Genomic DNA, 17,400 nt, shown 5'->3' with positions numbered 1-17,400 from the left:
TTCTCCAGGAGGAATGGAATGTGAAAAGTGGACATTTAAATCAGATTCTGCTGATAACGGACGGCTGCTCTAACCATGGAGAAGACCCGCTGGCAATGGCGGCTTTTGCTAAGGAGCAGGGAATTACGGTGAATGTCATCGGTATTATGGAGGAAAACACAGTCGATCATGAAGCAATGAAAGAAGTCGAAGGCATAGCCCTTGCCGGCGGAGGTGTGCACCAGGTAGTGTACGCATCACAGCTCTCTCAGACCGTACAGATGGTGACGAAAAAGGCAATGACTCAAACTCTGCAAGGCGTTGTCAATCAAGAGCTTAAGCAAATCTTGGGAAAGAATGTGGAAATGGAGGAACTCTCTCCGGAAAAACGCGGCGAAGTGATGGAAGTGGTTGATGAACTGGGGGAAACGGTGCATCTTCAGGTGCTAGTGCTTGTTGATACAAGCGCCAGTATGGCTCCGAAGCTCCCCACAGTGAAAGAGGCGCTGATTGATCTCTCTATCAGTCTCAACTCAAGAATCGGGAATAATGAATTTGCGATGTTTATATTTCCCGGGAAAAAACAAGAGGTCGAGCTTGTGCTGAATTGGACGCCAAAGCTGCAATCTCTTTCCACACTCTTTGCGAAGCTTTCAACAGGCGGCATTACACCTACCGGCCCGGCGCTACGTGAAGCGACACAGCATTTTGAGAAAATACGTTCAAGAAGGGGCATGTTGGAAGATGATGAACGACGCTTTGACGAGTTTGGCATGTAGTCTGTCGACGGGCACTATAATCCAAGGGAAATGGAATGGTAAACCTTACAGATTGCTTAAACAGCTTGGAAAAGGGGCTAACGGAATCGTTTATTTGGCGGAAGCATCAGATGGACTTGTTGCCTTGAAAGTTAGTGATGACAGCATGTCTATTACTTCTGAAGTGAATGTCTTAAAATCTTTTTCAAAGGCCCAATCGAGAACTATGGGGCCTTCTTTTTTTGATGTCGATGATGCCTTCGTTCCAAGTGCGAAAATCAATATTTCCTTTTATGTGATGGAATATATAGAAGGTCCGCTGCTTTTGCAATATGTCAGCCAAAGGGGCTTGGAATGGGTGCCTGTGCTAATGGTTCAACTTTTGTCGAGTCTCTCTGTTCTTCATCAGCAAGGTTGGATTTTCGGTGATCTGAAGCCGGATAACCTGATTGTAAACGGTCCGCCTGCGAGAATACGCTGTATAGATGTCGGGGGTACAACAAAGGAAGGCCGAGCCGTAAAAGAATATACAGAGTTTTTCGATAGGGGCTATTGGGGATATGGCACAAGAAAAGCAGAGCCCTCATATGACCTCTTTGCTGTTGCGATGATTATGATCAATTGTGTACATAAAAAGGAATTCAAAAAGTCGCATCAGCCGAAGGAACAGCTTCGCTCCATCATTGAGGGCAACCCATTTTTAAAAAAGTATAAAAAAGTGCTGGTGTCCGCTTTGAACGGAGATTATCAATCAGCCGATGCGATGAAAAATGACTTGCTGGCAGCAGGCCGTCAGAATGAAAGAAGAAAAGCGCCTGCTCCGACATCGTCTCAAGCGTCATCAGGAACACAGCAGCCAAAGCCTCGGCAAGGCAAAGTGACACAAACGAGGTATAAAGCCAAAAAGAAAGCAGTCAAGTCGAGCGGATTGTTTGAAACAACCCTTATCGTTATTAGCGTCCTTGCGCTCTATTTTGCATACATTGTCCTTTTTTTGATTTGATTGTTTTTAGATATGCAAAACCCGTGCTTCTTCTTTGCTTGGAAGGTTTGAAAGTGATAGGATATGTATATCTTTAAAATACCTGCTCATCGTGAGGAGGACGTTGTGAACAGTGTGAAAGACTTTTTCGAAAAATACAATCTTCATTTAGAAGGGGCAACAATCATTGTAGGCGTTTCCGGAGGCCCTGATTCAATGGCTCTTCTCAACTTCCTGCACACACAATTTGGCCGTGCTTCGGTTATTATCGCCGCGCATGTTGACCACAGTTTCAGAGGAGCAGCATCTGAAGAAGATATGCGATTTGTACAAGCATATTGCGAGACTGAACGGATCACCTGTGAAACAGTGAAAATTGACGTTTCTGCTTATGCTGAAATGAACAGACTCAATAAGCAGGCCGCCGCGCGTGAGTGCAGATACCGGTTCTTTAAGGACCTTATGGTCAAGCACCAGGCTGATTATTTAGCGCTTGCCCATCATGGTGATGATCAGGTTGAAACCATGCTCATGAGGCTGGCGAAAGGCACCCTCGGAGCAGGACTGGCCGGAATGCAGCCAGTACGGAAGTTTGAGACCGGATGGCTCATCAGACCATTCCTTTCAATTACAAAGGAAGATGTGCTTACATATTGTCTCGAACATGATGTAAGGTACAGGACAGATGAGAGCAATGCCAAAGATGATTACACCAGAAACCGGTTCAGAAAAGCCGTGCTTCCCTTTTTAAAACAAGAATCACACGATGTGCACAGAAAGTTTCAAAAGGTAAGCGAATCCCTGACTGAAGATGAACAATACTTGCAGTCATTAACGAAAGATGAAATGAATAAAGTAATCACAAGCCAGTCTGAAACATCAGTTGAATTGAATTCCGCCGCATTGCTTGCCCTCCCAATGCCTTTACAAAGAAGAGGAGTTCAACTAATATTAAACTATCTTTATGAAAACGTTCCATCGTCTTTTTCCGCCCGGCACATTCAGCAATTTTTAGAATGGGCGAAAAACGGCAGTCCTTCGGGAGTGCTTGACTTTCCAAACGGACTGAAGGTGGTCAAATCATATCAGACATGTTTGTTTACATTTGAACAATTGCAATGTAAAGAAGTTCCCTTTGAATATCAAATAAGCGGAACTGCCGGTGAAACGGTGATTCTCCCTGGCGGTTCTCAGATAACGGTTGAGCGCGATGCTGAATCTCTTGATGGAATTGGGAATGCTGTTTTTATTACAAGTCAAGACAAGGTGCGATTTCCTTTAACAGTCCGCACGAGAAGAATAGGTGACCGGATGAAACTTAAAGGGATGAATGGCTCAAAAAAGGTAAAGGATATATTTATTGATAAAAAATTGCCTCTGCAAATGAGAGACAGCTGGCCGATTGTGACTGATGCAACCGGTGAAATTATCTGGATACCCGGCTTGAAAAAATCCATTTTTGAAGATCTTGTGATTCCAAACGGCGACCGCATTGTATTACAATATAGACAGCATGAAATGTGTAGGGGGCAAGCAAAATCATGAAACAAGATATTGAATCAGTTTTGATCTCTGAAGAAGAGATTCAAAAGAAAGTAAAAGAGCTTGGAGCTGATTTAACAAGCGAGTACAAAGATAAATTTCCGCTGGCGATCGGTGTATTAAAGGGAGCTCTTCCTTTTATGGCAGACCTCTTGAAACATATTGATACATATTTGGAAATGGATTTCATGGATGTATCAAGCTACGGAAATTCAACCGTTTCTTCTGGAGAAGTAAAAATCATAAAAGATTTGGATACATCTGTAGAAGGCCGGGACATCTTAATTATTGAAGATATTATCGACAGTGGGTTAACGTTAAGTTATCTTGTAGAGCTCTTCCGATACCGTAAAGCAAAATCAATTAAGATTGTTACCCTTTTGGATAAACCAAGCGGAAGAAAAGCGGATATTAAAGCAGACTACGTAGGCTTTAAAGTTCCTGACGCATTTGTTGTGGGTTACGGACTTGATTACGCTGAGCGATATCGCAATCTGCCTTATATCGGAGTGTTAAAACCGGCAGTTTATGAAAGCTGATAAGCGGCCTGCTTCCGAGATGGTTATTGGTTGTATTGGAATGATTTTCTATGATACTATTGAACATAGTTGTGCTTACTGTGGGAGGAGGTAAGGAATGAATCGGGTCTTCCGTAATACCATTTTTTATTTACTTATTTTATTAGTAGTAATCGGGGTTGTGAGTTATTTCCAAACCTCAAATCCGAAAACAGAAAATATGTCGTACAGTACGTTTATCACAAACCTGGATAACGGGAAGGTAGATAGCGTTTCGGTTCAGCCTGTCAGGGGTGTTTATGAGGTAAAAGGACAGCTGAAAAACTACGACAAGGATCAATACTTTTTGACTCATGTTCCTGAAGGAAAGGGAGCAGACCAGATATTTAGTGCGTTGAAAAAGACGGATGTGAAAGTTGAGCCCGCTCAAGAAACGAGCGGATGGGTGACGTTCTTGACGACCATCATCCCGTTTGTCATTATCTTCATTCTGTTTTTCTTCCTGCTTAACCAGGCTCAAGGCGGCGGAAGCCGTGTTATGAACTTCGGTAAGAGTAAAGCGAAGCTCTATACAGAGGAAAAGAAACGTGTCAAATTTAAAGATGTAGCTGGCGCTGATGAAGAAAAGCAAGAGCTTGTCGAGGTTGTTGAGTTTCTTAAAGATCCTCGCAAGTTCGCCGAGCTAGGCGCAAGAATACCTAAAGGCGTACTGTTAGTAGGGCCTCCTGGTACTGGTAAAACATTACTTGCCAGAGCTTCTGCGGGCGAAGCCGGTGTACCTTTCTTCAGCATCAGCGGATCTGATTTCGTTGAAATGTTTGTCGGTGTCGGTGCTTCCCGTGTGCGTGATTTGTTCGAAAATGCTAAGAAGAACGCGCCTTGTTTGATCTTTATTGATGAGATCGACGCAGTAGGGCGTCAGCGTGGAGCAGGTCTTGGCGGCGGGCACGATGAACGTGAACAGACGCTTAACCAGCTGCTTGTTGAAATGGACGGCTTTAGCTCAAACGAAGGAATCATCATTATTGCGGCTACAAACCGCGCGGATATCTTGGACCCTGCCTTGCTTCGTCCGGGACGTTTTGACCGTCAGATCACTGTCGACCGACCTGATGTCATCGGCCGTGAAGCGGTATTGCAAGTCCATGCGAGAAACAAACCGCTTGATGAAACAGTTAATCTCAAAGCGATCGCTACGAGAACACCTGGATTCTCCGGCGCTGATTTAGAAAACCTATTGAATGAAGCAGCTCTTGTAGCCGCTCGTCAAAATAAGAAAAAAATTGATATGCGCGACATTGATGAAGCAACGGATCGAGTCATTGCCGGTCCGGCTAAGAAAAGCCGTGTCATATCGAAGAAAGAACGCAATATCGTAGCTTATCACGAAGCCGGTCATACCGTCATCGGACTTGTTTTGGATGAAGCGGATATGGTTCATAAAGTAACAATTGTACCTCGCGGGCAGGCTGGCGGTTATGCGGTTATGCTTCCTAGAGAAGACCGTTACTTCCAGACGAAACCTGAACTGCTTGATAAGATTGTCGGTCTCTTGGGCGGACGTGTTGCTGAAGAAATCATCTTTGGCGAAGTCAGCACAGGAGCGCACAATGACTTCCAGCGCGCGACAAATATAGCAAGAAGAATGGTTACAGAGTTCGGTATGTCCGACAAACTGGGTCCGCTGCAATTTGGCCAATCCCAGGGCGGTCAAGTATTCCTAGGCCGTGATTTCAACAACGAGCAAAACTACAGTGAACAAATCGCTTATCAAATCGATCAGGAAATTCAGCGTTTCATTAAAGAAAGCTATGAACGCGCGAAGACTATTCTGACAGAAAATCGCGATAAGCTTGAATTGATCGCTCAAACATTGCTTGAAGTTGAAACATTGGATGCTGAACAAATCAAGCATCTTACAGATCATGGTACATTGCCGGAGCGCAAGTTCTCAGATGATCATGAGAAGAGCGATGATGTAAAAGTTAACATTCTGTCAAAAACAGAAGAAGAAAAGAAAGACAATCCTAAAGAATAAATTCACTTTCTTACTCTGAAAAAACTGCCAGCTTGTCTTGGCAGTTTTTTTGTTGTGAAAAAGGATAAAAGACAGTTATTTCTGAACACCCGGATATGGTATCGTTTTATTTACAAATCAGTTACTGATCGTGTATGGTATTGTAGAATGTTGTAAAACTAATGATAGAGAAACTATTCAAAAGTGGTGATAGAGGTTGTTACTGGTTATTGATGTGGGGAACACCAACACCGTGATTGGTGTATATCATGATGGGGAATTAGAATATCACTGGCGTATTGAGACCAGCAGGCATAAAACAGAAGATGAGTTCGGAATGCTTCTGCACTCTTTATTTGAATATGTCGGTCTTATGTTTGAGCAAATTGAAGGAATTATTATTTCATCAGTTGTGCCGCCGATTATGTTTGCATTAGAAAGAATGTGCAAGAAATACTTTCATATCGACCCGCAAATTGTCGGTCCCGGTATGAAAACAGGTTTAAATATAAAATATGATAATCCAAAAGAGGTCGGGGCAGACAGGATCGTCAACGCCGTCGCGGCCATTCAGTTATACGGCAGCCCTCTCATTGTTGTCGATTTTGGAACGGCGACGACGTATTGTTATATTGATGAAAACAAACAATACATGGGCGGAGCGATAGCCCCGGGTATTACAATTTCTACAGAGGCGCTGTACTCCCGTGCCGCGAAATTGCCTCGAATAGAAATTGCCCGTCCTGATCAAATCATCGGCAAAAACACAGTTACTGCGATGCAGTCGGGAATTTTATTTGGCTATGTCGGCCAAGTGGAAGGAATCGTTAAAAGAATGAAATGGCAGTCGAGCCAAGAGCCTAAAGTCATTGCGACCGGGGGCCTTGCGCCATTGATTGCGAATGAATCAGATTGTATAGATATCGTCGACCCGTTCTTAACCCTGAAAGGGCTTGAAATTATTTATGAACGGAATCGCGTAGGAAGTGTATAGGAGGTTACAATGGATTATTTAGTTAAAGCTCTTGCGTATAACGGAAAGGTTCGGGCATATGCAGCGGACACTACTGATATGGTTAATGAGGCTCAAAGGCGCCATGATACATGGCCGACAGCTTCAGCGGCGATAGGCCGTACAATGACAGCAACACTAATGCTCGGAGCTATGCTGAAAGGCGACAATAAGCTTACGGTTAAAGTGGAGGGCGGCGGCCCAATCGGTGCAATTGTTGCCGATGCCAATGCAAAAGGAGAAGTGCGGGCATATGTATCAAATCCGCACGTTCATTTTGACCTGAATGAACATGGCAAGCTTGATGTCAGACGAGCCGTAGGTACGGACGGAACATTAAGTGTCGTAAAAGATGTGGGAATGCGTGATTATTTCACAGGCCAAGTAGAAATAGTCTCCGGAGAGTTGGGAGATGATTTCACGTATTATCTCGTTTCGTCTGAGCAGGTTCCTTCTTCAGTCGGCGTGGGTGTGCTTGTCAATCCTGATAACACCATTTTAGCATCCGGAGGATTTATCCTGCAGCTCCTGCCGGGAACCGATGAGGAAACCATCACAAAAATTGAACAGCGTCTCTCTCAAGTAGAGCCTATTTCTAAGCTGATCCAAAAAGGTCTGACGCCAAAAGAGGTTCTGGAAGAAGTATTAGGGGAGAAACCTGATATTTTGGAAACCATGCCGGTCAAATTTCACTGTCCTTGTTCAAAAGAACGATTCACAACAGCCATTTTGGGACTAGGCAAAAAAGAAATTCAAGATATGATAGAAGAAGACGGACAAGCCGAAGCAGAATGCCATTTTTGTAATGAAAAATATTTATTTACAAAAGAAGAGCTGGAAGAGCTTCGAGACGAAACAACCCGCTAAGCTCTTTAGCGGGTTGTTTTATGATTGAAAAGAAGGGGCTGAAGTTGAATTTGAAATCAAGAACAATTTGGACAATCATTGTGGGTGTGCTTTTGGTCAGTTGTATCGTTGTTGCGTATAAGTTAACGAAATCACAGGCGGCAGCAACCCAGTCTCAAGAATCGATCGCTACCATTGGAGATAAAAGTGTAACAAGAGAAGATTGGCTGAAGAAAATGGAGGATGAATACGGAAAGGCGACACTTGAAGACATGATTAACGTCCGCGTGGTGGAACAGCTCGCCAAAAAGAACAAACTCAAGGTATCAGATAGTGATATCGAGCGTGAATTTCTCTTGATCAAAGCAGTGAATAATTCTTTTTATGAGGACGAGCATACAACTGAAAAAGAGTGGAAGGACCAAATCCGTTACAATATCCTGCTGGAAGAACTGCTCACAAAAGACATTGATATTTCCGAGAAAGAAATGAAATCATTTTACACTAAAAATAAAGAGCTGTATCAATTTGATGATTCATACCGAATCCGTCATATCGTGGTAAAGGATCAAGAAGAAGCAAACCGGGTCTTAAAGGACCTAAAGGGCGGGTCAAGTTTTGAAGCAGTGGCGGCAGAACGTTCAACCGACAGATATACTTCACCATACGGCGGGGATCTTGGTTTCGTCACAGAAGCACAGGACAGCATTCCGGCCGCATATATAACGGAGGCCAGAACGCTTAAAGAAAACGAATGGTCGGCTGAACCGATTAAAGTCAGTAAAGGGTATGCGATTATTCAGCTGAAGGAAAAACTGAATGCCAGAACATTTACATACGACGAAGTGAAGGACCAGATTAAACGGCAGATTGCCATGGATCAATTAGGCGATAAAGCCACTGTCAAAACCCTTTGGAAAGAAGCTGACGTGTCTTGGTTTTACGATGATGAAGAAAACTAAAAGATTGACAAAAAATTTTGAAATTGATAGATTGTATACATAATACCAATAAAAATAGTCGGAAATTGAGGTGTCGAGGATGGTACGTGTAGCAAACTCCATTACTGAATTGATTGGAAATACTCCAATAGTCAAACTAAATCGTCTGGTTGAAGAAAACAGCGCGGATGTTTATCTGAAACTCGAATATATGAATCCGGGAAGCAGCGTAAAGGATCGTATAGGATTTGCGATGATTGAAGCTGCTGAAAAAGAAGGCAAACTGAAAGCCGGAGATACAATCATCGAGCCCACAAGCGGAAACACGGGAATCGGGCTTGCGATGGTAGCTGCTGCTAAAGGTTTAAAAGCCATTTTAGTCATGCCTGACACAATGAGTATGGAACGCCGCAACCTTCTTCGCGCTTACGGTGCTGAATTAGTGCTTACACCAGGCGCTGAGGGAATGAAAGGCGCGATCAAAAAAGCAGAAGAACTAGCTGAAGAGCACGGTTACTTTGTGCCTCAGCAATTTAATAACCCGGCAAACGCCGAAATTCATCGCCAAACAACCGGTAAAGAAATCGTTGAGCAGTTCGGTGAAGACCAGCTTGATGCGTTCGTAGCCGGAATCGGAACAGGCGGAACCATTACAGGAGCAGGTGAAGTACTGAAGGAAGCTTATCCTTCTATAAGAATCTATGCGGTTGAGCCGTCTGATTCTCCAGTGCTTTCAGGAGGAAAACCAGGCCCTCATAAAATTCAAGGAATTGGGGCGGGATTTGTGCCTGAAATCTTAAATACTGAAGTTTATGATGAAATTTTCCCTGTGAAGAATGAAGAAGCCTTTGAATATGCGCGTAAAGCTGCACGTGAAGAAGGAATTCTAGGCGGAATTTCATCCGGCGCCGCAATCTATGCAGCGCTTCAAGTAGCGAAAAAACTAGGAAAAGGCAAAAAAGTCTTGGCTGTTATTCCAAGTAACGGTGAACGCTACTTAAGTACACCGCTTTACCAATTTGAATAGAAAATGTGTGAAAACTCCCGGATCTGCGCCGGGAGTTTTTTTATGTGAATGTCTCGAAAACGCCAAGTATGCTGCGAATCTTATTTTTGGAAGCGAAATTCACCTTTTTTCACTAACAAGATTGCTTTAAAATAAAGATAAGCAGAAAACGAAGGCAGAGGATTGATACAATGGCACAACGAAGACCGGCAGGCAGAAAAATACCTTTTGACCAAGAAACTTTTTTACAACAATATGAGAATCTTGCGCAGTCCAGAAAACAGCATGTTCTTTTGGATAGCGCCAGAGGCGGGAGATACAGTATTGCCGGTCTTGATCCGATTGCGACAGCAAAGGGAAAAGACGGTATCACCACTATAAAATTTAATGGAGAAACAATATTTAAAGAAGGTGACCCATTCCGCGCGTTTTACAGCTGGTTTGAAACTCTTCAAACTGAAACGAATGAAGAATTTCCCGACTTTCAAGGCGGAGCAATCGGCTTTCTCAGTTATGATTACGCACGCTACATTGAAAACTTTAAGATGCTTGCATTAGACGATTTGGAAACACCGGATCTGTATTTTCTCGTATTCGATGATATAGCTGTCTATGACCATGAAGAAGAAGCGCTCTGGCTGATTACCCATACAGAGAAAGATGACCAAGCGTTAGCGGAGATGAAGCTTTCCGCCCTGGAACAAATGTGGTTAGCGGAAAACAGCGCATCACCGCTTCCGCAAGAACCAAAACCAAGCGCTGACAAATCATTTGCAGTTCCGTTTACTGAAGAGAGTTTTTCTCAGGCTGTTGAGAAAATTAAGCAATACATTGCAAGCGGAGATGTATTTCAAGTCAATCTTTCCGTCAGGCAGTCCACAACTCTCTCTGCTCATCCGTACAAGATCTATAAAACGCTGAGAGAGATAAATCCATCTCCGTATATGTCGTATCTTGAAACCCCGGAATTTCAAATTATATGCGGTTCTCCGGAGCTTCTTGTCAGCAAAAAAGGCAAAATGCTTGAGACTAGACCGATCGCGGGAACGCGCTCTAGAGGAAAAGACGGCGCAGAGGATGAAGCGCTGGCAAACGAATTAATTCAAAACGAGAAGGAACGGGCAGAGCATGTCATGCTGGTCGATCTTGAACGGAATGATCTAGGCAGAGTATCCAGTTATGGATCTGTACGGGTCAATGAATTTATGGCTATAGAAAAATACTCCCATGTCATGCACATTGTTTCCAATGTACAAGGCGAATTGCGTGAAGGAAATGACGCCGTAGACATTATCCATGCAGTATTTCCGGGAGGCACCATTACGGGCGCGCCGAAAGTAAGAACGATGGAAATTATAGAAGAACTTGAGCCCACAAGGCGCGGGCTTTATACTGGATCTATAGGATGGCTGGGATATAATCAAGATATGCAATTTAATATCGTGATCCGGACAATCTATGCAGCCGGGGGGCAAGCCTTCATGCAATCCGGCGCAGGAGTTGTCATTGATTCGGTTCCTAAGCATGAGTACAGGGAATCCTTCAAAAAAGCTTTTGCGATGAAGAAGGCGTTAGAGCAGAGCCAAGAAGAGAAAAAAATTAGATGAGGTGAGCTGAGAAATGATTTTAATGATTGATAATTACGATTCATTTACGTACAACCTAGTGCAATATTTAGGCGAGCTTGGTGAGGAACTTATCGTCAAACGAAACGATGAAATCACAATCGAGCAAATTGAGGAGCTGTCGCCGGACTTTTTAATGATTTCTCCTGGACCGTGCAGTCCTGATGAGGCTGGGATCAGCCTGGAAGCAATCAAACATTTTGCTGGTAAGGTACCCATTTTTGGGGTATGTCTCGGACATCAATCAATCGCACAGGTTTTCGGCGGAGACGTTGTAAGGGCGGAGCGCCTCATGCATGGGAAGACATCTGAAATAGAACACGATGGTTTAACTGTATTTGAAGGTTTGCAAAACCCGCTTGTCGCCACCCGGTACCATTCGCTCATTGTAAAAGCAGAGACACTTCCGGACTGTTTCACGGTGTCGGCCCGGACAAAAGAAGGAGAAATCATGGCTATTCGGCATAATGCCCTTCCGATTGAGGGAGTTCAATTCCATCCCGAATCGATTATGACCTCTTTTGGCAAAGACATGCTTAGAAATTTCATAGAGACGCACCGTAAGGAAGTAACGGCGTGATCATATATTTGAACGGTCAATTTATAGAGGAGAAAGAAGCATCTCTTTCTCCTTTTGACCATGGTTTCTTGTACGGTATCGGTGTGTTTGAAACCTTCAGGCTATATGAAGGCCGGCCTTTTCTGATCGAATGGCATTTAGAAAGGCTGGAGCGGGCGGCAAAGGATCTGCAGATCAAGCACAGAATAACAAAAGAAGAACTTACGGATATGGTGGACAACCTGCTCCGGCTGAATCATATAGAAGACGGAAACGCCCGTGTCAGGCTGAATATCTCTGCGGGCGTCAGCACCAAGGGCTTTACCGCTCAAACTTATGAAAACCCCACAGTACTCTGTTTTGTAAATCCTTTGATTCCGGAAAACCTGCCCGTTCAAAAAGAGGGGAAGGTTCTGACTATCCGGAGAAATACGCCGGAAGGGCAGTATCGGTTAAAATCACATCATTATTTAAATAATATGTATGCAAAACAAGAGCTTGGCAACGATCCTCGGTATGAAGGGATTTTCTTAACCGAGGACGGCGCTGTAGCAGAGGGCATCATTTCTAATATTTTTTGGTCTATAGGTAAATGCATTTATACACCGTCGCTTGATACCGGAATACTTGACGGAGTGACAAGGCGTTTTGTGATTGAAAAAATGGAGAAGCTTGGAGCGGAAGTAAAGACTGGCCGTTTTCGGCTGGAGTCCCTCTTAACGGCTGACGAAGCATGGATGACAAACTCCGTTCTGGAGATTGTTCCATTTTCTAAGATTGAAGAGGCAGCATTTCCCGGCGTAAGCGGGGAAATGACAGCCTTTCTTCAAGAACTATATACGAATGACAGGCTAGGATAGAAAAGAGGGGGAAGAGAATGGCGCAGCAAACGATTGAACAAACCAAACTGCTTCACGCCAAGCATCACAAGTTATCATTGAAAGAAAAGACGCTGGTGATGGGGATTTTAAATGTAACGCCGGACTCTTTCTCGGACGGCGGGAAATACGAAAATACAGATATGGCGCTCCGGCATGCCATACAGATGATTGACGACGGCGCCCATATTATTGATATAGGCGGAGAATCAACCAGGCCCGGTGCTGAGTATGTATCAGAAGACGAAGAGCTGTCACGAGTCATTCCGGCTATTGAGCGAATAACGAGTGAACTGGATGTCCCAATCTCTATAGATACGTATAAAGCAGCTGTTGCTGATGAAGCAGTTAAAGCGGGAGCTTCCATCATTAACGATATTTGGGGAGCGAAAGCAGAGCCGGAAATGGCAGCTGTGGCAGCTGCTCATAAAGTTCCCATTGTGCTGATGCATAACCGCTCGGAGCGGAATTACGATGACTTAATTCCTGATATGCTTGCTGATTTAATGGAAAGTGTAAAAATCGCAAAAGAGGCCGGAGTGGCGGACAAGCATATTATCCTTGATCCGGGTATCGGGTTTGCGAAAACATATCATGATAACCTGGCTGTTATGAATAAGCTTGAGATCTTCAGCGGACTCGGCTATCCGATGCTTCTAGGAACTTCGAGGAAAAAATTCATCGGCCGTGTATTGGATCTTCCGCCTGAAGAGCGAGCGGAAGGCACGGGTGCAACGGTGTGCCTCGGCATTCAAAAGGGCTGTGATATAGTCAGAGTGCATGATGTTAAACAAATCGCAAGAATGGCTAAAATGATGGATGCCATGCTGAATAAAGGAGGGGCGCATCATGGATAAAGTCTATGTGGAAGGCATGGAGTTTTACGGATATCATGGTGTTTTTGAAGAAGAAAACAAACTCGGACAGCGCTTCAAAGTCGACTTGACAGCGGAGCTTGATTTGAGCAAAGCCGGTCAGACGGATGACTTGGAACAAACGATTAACTATGCTGAGCTTTACCATGTGTGTCAGGATATCGTAGAAGGCGAACCGGTAAATCTTGTTGAGACGTTGGCGGAACGCATTGCCGATACCGTACTGAAAAAATTTCTGCCGGTACAGCAATGCACGGTAAAAGTCATTAAGCCGGACCCTCCTATTCGCGGGCACTACAAATCAGTTGCCATCGAAATGACGAGAACTAAATCATGAACAATACAGCCTATATTGCGCTCGGCTCAAATATCGGAGATCGGGAAAGCTATTTGAGACAAGCTGTGGTGCTGCTCCATCAGCATGAAGCCGTTACAGTAACAAAAGTGTCTTCCATCTATGAAACCGATCCGGTCGGTTATGAAGCGCAGGATGAGTTTTTGAATATGGCGGCAGAAATTAAAACCTCTTTGACTCCATTCGAGCTGCTTGATCTTACGCAGAGTATTGAATCAGAATTGGGAAGAAAGAGAGATATCAGATGGGGACCGCGAACGGCAGACCTTGACATTTTGCTTTATAATCGTGAAAATATTGAAACAGAGCAATTAATTGTTCCGCATCCGAGAATGTATGAGCGTTTATTTGTCCTTGCGCCGTTAAAAGAGATTTGCCCGCAAGTGGAAAATAATAAAATAAGCGCTGAAACAAACCAAGAAGGTGTAAGAGTATGGAAGCAGAAATCTGGGGTAGACGAATTCGTGCATTCAGAAAGCTGAAAGGGTATACTCAAGAAGGATTTGCAAAGGCTTTAGGCATATCAGTTTCCATTCTCGGCGAAATTGAACGAGGGAACCGTTTGCCGTCACCTGCTATTATTAAAGATGTGGCCGATGCTTTAAATATAAGTGCGGAGGAATTAGCCCCGCCAGAAAATAATAATAAATGAAAGGAGGGGAAAAATGTTTAAAATCGGTGATATTCAATTGAAAAACCGGGTTGTGCTGGCCCCTATGGCTGGTGTCTGCAACTCAGCATTCAGATTGACTGTAAAGGAATTCGGAGCCGGATTGGTATGCGCTGAAATGGTCAGCGACAAAGCGATCCTTTACAACAATGCGAAAACAATGGGTATGCTTTACATTGATGAACGTGAAAAACCGCTCAGCCTTCAAATCTTCGGAGGAAAAAAGGAAACCCTTGTGGAAGCGGCGAAGTTTGTAGACCAGAACACAACTGCTGATATCATTGATATTAACATGGGATGTCCAGTACCAAAGATTACAAAATGTGATGCGGGAGCAAAATGGCTTCTCGATCCTGATAAGATTTATGAAATGGTTTCTGCAGTAGTGGAATCCGTCGATAAGCCGGTCACTGTAAAAATGAGAATGGGCTGGGATGAAGACCACATTTTCGCGGTGAAAAACGCACAGGCTGTTGAGCGTGCGGGCGGAAAAGCAGTTGCGCTTCACGGCCGTACAAGAGTGCAGATGTACGAAGGAACCGCAAATTGGGATATCATCAAAGAGGTTAAGCAATCAGTATCTATACCGGTAATCGGTAACGGTGATGTCAAAACGCCGCAGGACGCTAAGCGGATGCTTGATGAAACCGGAGTCGACGGTGTTATGATCGGACGTGCAGCGCTGGGGAATCCATGGATGATTTACCGTACGGTTCAATACCTTGAAACAGGTGAATTAAAAGACGAACCGCAAGTGCGTGAAAAAATGGCGGTATGTAAGCTTCATCTGGACCGCTTAATTGATTTAAAAGGTGAAAATGTAGCAGTCAGAGAGATGAGAAAACACGCTGCTTGGTACTTGAAAGGCGTAAGAGCCAATGCGAAAGTTCGTAACGAAATTAACCATTGCGAAACGCGGGAAGAACTTGTGCAGCTATTGGATGCATTTACGGTTGAAGTTGAGGCAAAAGAGCTTCAAGACGCAAAGGTAGGATAACGATCACCTCTATTTGCTGCTCACTGCCAGTTTTTTTGCTGGCAGTTTTTCTGCTTTTTTCATGAAAATAAACGTAACGGAGTGATACCAATGAGTCAAGAAGAGCAAAATCATGAGGAATTGAACGACCAGCTGCAAGTCAGACGAGATAAAATGAACCAATTAAGAGATAACGGCATAGATCCTTTCGGGAAACGCTATGACCGCTCCCATCAATCTGAACAAATCATCGCAGCGTACCAAGAACTATCTAAAGAAGAATTAGAAGAAAAAGCGATCGAAGTTACAATTGCAGGCCGCATGATGACAAAACGCGGCAAAGGAAAAGCCGGATTTGCCCATCTCCAGGACTTAGAAGGCCAAATCCAAATTTACGTAAGAAAAGACAGTGTCGGCGACGAGCAATATGAGATTTTCAAAACGTCCGACCTCGGTGACTTAATCGGTGTTACAGGAAAAGTGTTCAAAACAAATGTTGGGGAACTATCTGTTAAAGCAACGTCATTTGAATTGCTGACAAAAGCTTTACGTCCGCTGCCGGATAAATATCACGGCCTGAAAGATGTGGAACAGCGCTACCGCCAACGCTATCTTGACCTCATTGTGAACCCTGATAGTAAAAACACATTCATTGCACGAAGCAAAATCATTCAAGCAATGAGAAGATACTTAGATGATCACGGATACTTAGAAGTTGAAACACCAACAATGCACAGCATTCCGGGAGGAGCATCCGCACGCCCGTTTATCACTCATCACAATGCATTAGACATGCCGCTTTACATGCGTATAGCAATCGAACTGCACTTAAAACGTTTGATTGTCGGCGGTTTAGAGAAAGTATATGAAATCGGCCGTGTTTTCCGCAACGAAGGCGTATCTACACGTCATAACCCTGAATTCACTATGATTGAATTATATGAGGCGTATGCTGATTATCAAGACATCATGAGTTTAACGGAAAATCTTATCGCTCATATCGCTCAAGAAGTGCTCGGCTCTACAACTATCCAATACGGTGAAGAACAAATTGATCTTAAACCTGAGTGGAAAAGACTTCATATGGTAGACGCAGTTAAAGAAGCAACAGGCGTTGATTTCTGGAATGAAGTGACTGTTGAGCAAGCGCGTGACTATGCAAAAGAACATGGCGTGGAAATCACGAAATCTATGACAGTAGGCCATATCATTAACGAGTTCTTTGAACAAAAAATCGAAGAAACATTGATTCAGCCAACATTTATTTACGGTCACCCTGTAGAGATTTCTCCTCTTGCTAAGAAAAACCCTGAGGACCCTCGCTTTACAGATCGTTTTGAGCTGTTTATCGTCGGCCGTGAGCATGCGAATGCATTTACCGAACTAAATGACCCTATCGACCAAAGAGAACGATTTGAGGCGCAATTAAAAGAAAGAGAAGAAGGGAACGACGAAGCGCATATGATGGACGAAGACTTTGTCGAGGCTCTTGAATACGGAATGCCGCCAACAGGCGGACTTGGCATCGGTATTGACCGTCTTGTCATGCTTTTAACAAATGCTCCTTCTATTAGAGATGTATTATTATTCCCTCAAATGAGACAGCGTTAATTTAAAAGAGTGCCAGCCTTATCATGAATAGGGAAGGCACTCTTTTTTTGAAACAAAATCACTATTAAAGTTTTTTTGTTTTTTCTTCAAAAAAACTATTGCACTATTATTTATAGGATGGTATATTATTATTCGTTGCCGCTAAACAAGGCGATAACGAAAAAAAGAATTTGAAAAAAGTTGTTGACTTTGAAAGAGCGAATTGATATAATAATAAAGTCGCTCAAACAAAGCGGACAAGATGATCTTT

At 43.7% G+C, this 17,400-nt stretch carries 18 protein-coding genes; all 18 read left to right on the top strand.

The window, feature by feature from the left end:
• Positions 1–20 precede the first annotated feature (20 nt).
• The 18 genes from AXI57_RS18760 (at position 21) to lysS (ending at position 17,150) form a co-directional block, all read left to right on the top strand.
• A complete protein-coding gene (locus AXI57_RS18760; protein ID WP_003328561.1) occupies positions 21–758 on the top strand; it encodes a vWA domain-containing protein in 738 nt (245 codons plus the stop codon).
• Complete coding sequence (locus AXI57_RS18755) at positions 724–1,740, top strand: serine/threonine protein kinase (RefSeq protein ID WP_061670925.1); 1,017 nt, start codon at positions 724–726, stop codon at positions 1,738–1,740. Before AXI57_RS18760 ends, AXI57_RS18755 begins: the two co-directional genes overlap by 35 nt.
• A 105-nt stretch (positions 1,741–1,845) precedes the next feature.
• Positions 1,846–3,264 (top strand): tRNA lysidine(34) synthetase TilS, encoded by a 1,419-nt coding sequence (tilS, locus tag AXI57_RS18750; RefSeq protein ID WP_061670924.1) that lies wholly within the window; start codon positions 1,846–1,848, stop codon positions 3,262–3,264.
• Positions 3,258–3,800, top strand: coding sequence for a hypoxanthine phosphoribosyltransferase (gene hpt / locus AXI57_RS18745; protein ID WP_087941800.1), 543 nt, complete (start codon positions 3,258–3,260; stop codon positions 3,798–3,800). The genes tilS and hpt overlap by 7 nt, the downstream gene beginning before the upstream one ends.
• A gap of 97 nt (positions 3,801–3,897) precedes the next feature.
• A complete protein-coding gene (gene ftsH, locus AXI57_RS18740) occupies positions 3,898–5,817 on the top strand; it encodes an ATP-dependent zinc metalloprotease FtsH (RefSeq protein ID WP_003328556.1) in 1,920 nt (639 codons plus the stop codon).
• Positions 5,818–6,013: 196 nt separating this feature from the next.
• Positions 6,014–6,790 (top strand): type III pantothenate kinase, encoded by a 777-nt coding sequence (locus AXI57_RS18735; RefSeq protein ID WP_003328555.1) that lies wholly within the window; start codon positions 6,014–6,016, stop codon positions 6,788–6,790.
• Between the two features lie 9 nt (positions 6,791–6,799).
• Positions 6,800–7,675, top strand: a complete 876-nt coding sequence (hslO, locus tag AXI57_RS18730) for an Hsp33 family molecular chaperone HslO (RefSeq protein ID WP_061670923.1) — start codon at positions 6,800–6,802, stop codon at positions 7,673–7,675.
• Positions 7,676–7,725: 50 nt separating this feature from the next.
• Positions 7,726–8,616 (top strand): peptidyl-prolyl cis-trans isomerase, encoded by an 891-nt coding sequence (locus AXI57_RS18725; protein WP_061670941.1) that lies wholly within the window; start codon positions 7,726–7,728, stop codon positions 8,614–8,616.
• 79 nt (positions 8,617–8,695) lie between these two features.
• Positions 8,696–9,622 (top strand): cysteine synthase A, encoded by a 927-nt coding sequence (gene cysK / locus AXI57_RS18720; protein ID WP_003328552.1) that lies wholly within the window; start codon positions 8,696–8,698, stop codon positions 9,620–9,622.
• Between the two features lie 170 nt (positions 9,623–9,792).
• A complete protein-coding gene (pabB, locus tag AXI57_RS18715; protein ID WP_061670922.1) occupies positions 9,793–11,208 on the top strand; it encodes an aminodeoxychorismate synthase, component I in 1,416 nt (471 codons plus the stop codon).
• Between the two features lie 13 nt (positions 11,209–11,221).
• Positions 11,222–11,806 carry an aminodeoxychorismate/anthranilate synthase component II gene (pabA, locus tag AXI57_RS18710; RefSeq protein WP_003328550.1) on the top strand — a complete coding sequence of 195 codons (585 nt, stop codon included), beginning with the start codon at positions 11,222–11,224 and terminating at the stop codon, positions 11,804–11,806.
• Positions 11,806–12,645, top strand: a complete 840-nt coding sequence (gene pabC, locus AXI57_RS18705) for an aminodeoxychorismate lyase (RefSeq protein ID WP_061670940.1) — start codon at positions 11,806–11,808, stop codon at positions 12,643–12,645. The genes pabA and pabC overlap by 1 nt, the downstream gene beginning before the upstream one ends.
• Positions 12,646–12,662: 17 nt before the next feature.
• Positions 12,663–13,520, top strand: coding sequence for a dihydropteroate synthase (gene folP / locus AXI57_RS18700; RefSeq protein ID WP_061670921.1), 858 nt, complete (start codon positions 12,663–12,665; stop codon positions 13,518–13,520).
• A complete protein-coding gene (gene folB / locus AXI57_RS18695; RefSeq protein WP_061670920.1) occupies positions 13,513–13,875 on the top strand; it encodes a dihydroneopterin aldolase in 363 nt (120 codons plus the stop codon). Before folP ends, folB begins: the two co-directional genes overlap by 8 nt.
• Positions 13,872–14,375 (top strand): 2-amino-4-hydroxy-6-hydroxymethyldihydropteridine diphosphokinase, encoded by a 504-nt coding sequence (gene folK, locus AXI57_RS18690; protein ID WP_003328544.1) that lies wholly within the window; start codon positions 13,872–13,874, stop codon positions 14,373–14,375. Before folB ends, folK begins: the two co-directional genes overlap by 4 nt.
• On the top strand, positions 14,327–14,545 hold the full coding sequence (locus tag AXI57_RS18685) for a helix-turn-helix domain-containing protein (RefSeq protein WP_003328543.1): 219 nt from the start codon (positions 14,327–14,329) through the stop codon (positions 14,543–14,545). Before folK ends, AXI57_RS18685 begins: the two co-directional genes overlap by 49 nt.
• A 13-nt stretch (positions 14,546–14,558) precedes the next feature.
• A complete protein-coding gene (gene dusB / locus AXI57_RS18680; RefSeq protein ID WP_003328542.1) occupies positions 14,559–15,560 on the top strand; it encodes a tRNA dihydrouridine synthase DusB in 1,002 nt (333 codons plus the stop codon).
• Positions 15,561–15,650: 90 nt separating this feature from the next.
• Positions 15,651–17,150 (top strand): lysine--tRNA ligase, encoded by a 1,500-nt coding sequence (lysS, locus tag AXI57_RS18675; protein WP_003328541.1) that lies wholly within the window; start codon positions 15,651–15,653, stop codon positions 17,148–17,150.
• Positions 17,151–17,400: the final 250 nt, after the last annotated feature.

Origin of the sequence: Bacillus atrophaeus, assembly GCF_001584335.1 — a bacterium.
Taxonomy (GTDB): domain Bacteria; phylum Bacillota; class Bacilli; order Bacillales; family Bacillaceae; genus Bacillus; species Bacillus atrophaeus.
This window is presented reverse-complemented; position numbering and strand designations above follow the sequence as displayed.

Bases quoted from the DNA above. Each gene is read 5' to 3' on its own strand.
- pabA (WP_003328550.1), top strand. From the start codon at position 11,222: ATGATTTTAATGATTGATAATTACGATTCATTTACGTACAACCTAGTG.
- pabB (WP_061670922.1), top strand. From the start codon at position 9,793: ATGGCACAACGAAGACCGGCAGGCAGAAAAATACCTTTTGACCAAGAA.
- hslO (WP_061670923.1), top strand. From the start codon at position 6,800: ATGGATTATTTAGTTAAAGCTCTTGCGTATAACGGAAAGGTTCGGGCA.
- folP (WP_061670921.1), top strand. From the start codon at position 12,663: ATGGCGCAGCAAACGATTGAACAAACCAAACTGCTTCACGCCAAGCAT.
- AXI57_RS18685 (WP_003328543.1), top strand. From the start codon at position 14,327: ATGGAAGCAGAAATCTGGGGTAGACGAATTCGTGCATTCAGAAAGCTG.
- ftsH (WP_003328556.1), top strand. From the start codon at position 3,898: ATGAATCGGGTCTTCCGTAATACCATTTTTTATTTACTTATTTTATTA.
- dusB (WP_003328542.1), top strand. From the start codon at position 14,559: ATGTTTAAAATCGGTGATATTCAATTGAAAAACCGGGTTGTGCTGGCC.
- AXI57_RS18755 (WP_061670925.1), top strand. From the start codon at position 724: ATGATGAACGACGCTTTGACGAGTTTGGCATGTAGTCTGTCGACGGGC.
- folB (WP_061670920.1), top strand. From the start codon at position 13,513: ATGGATAAAGTCTATGTGGAAGGCATGGAGTTTTACGGATATCATGGT.
- folK (WP_003328544.1), top strand. From the start codon at position 13,872: ATGAACAATACAGCCTATATTGCGCTCGGCTCAAATATCGGAGATCGG.
- lysS (WP_003328541.1), top strand. From the start codon at position 15,651: ATGAGTCAAGAAGAGCAAAATCATGAGGAATTGAACGACCAGCTGCAA.
- cysK (WP_003328552.1), top strand. From the start codon at position 8,696: ATGGTACGTGTAGCAAACTCCATTACTGAATTGATTGGAAATACTCCA.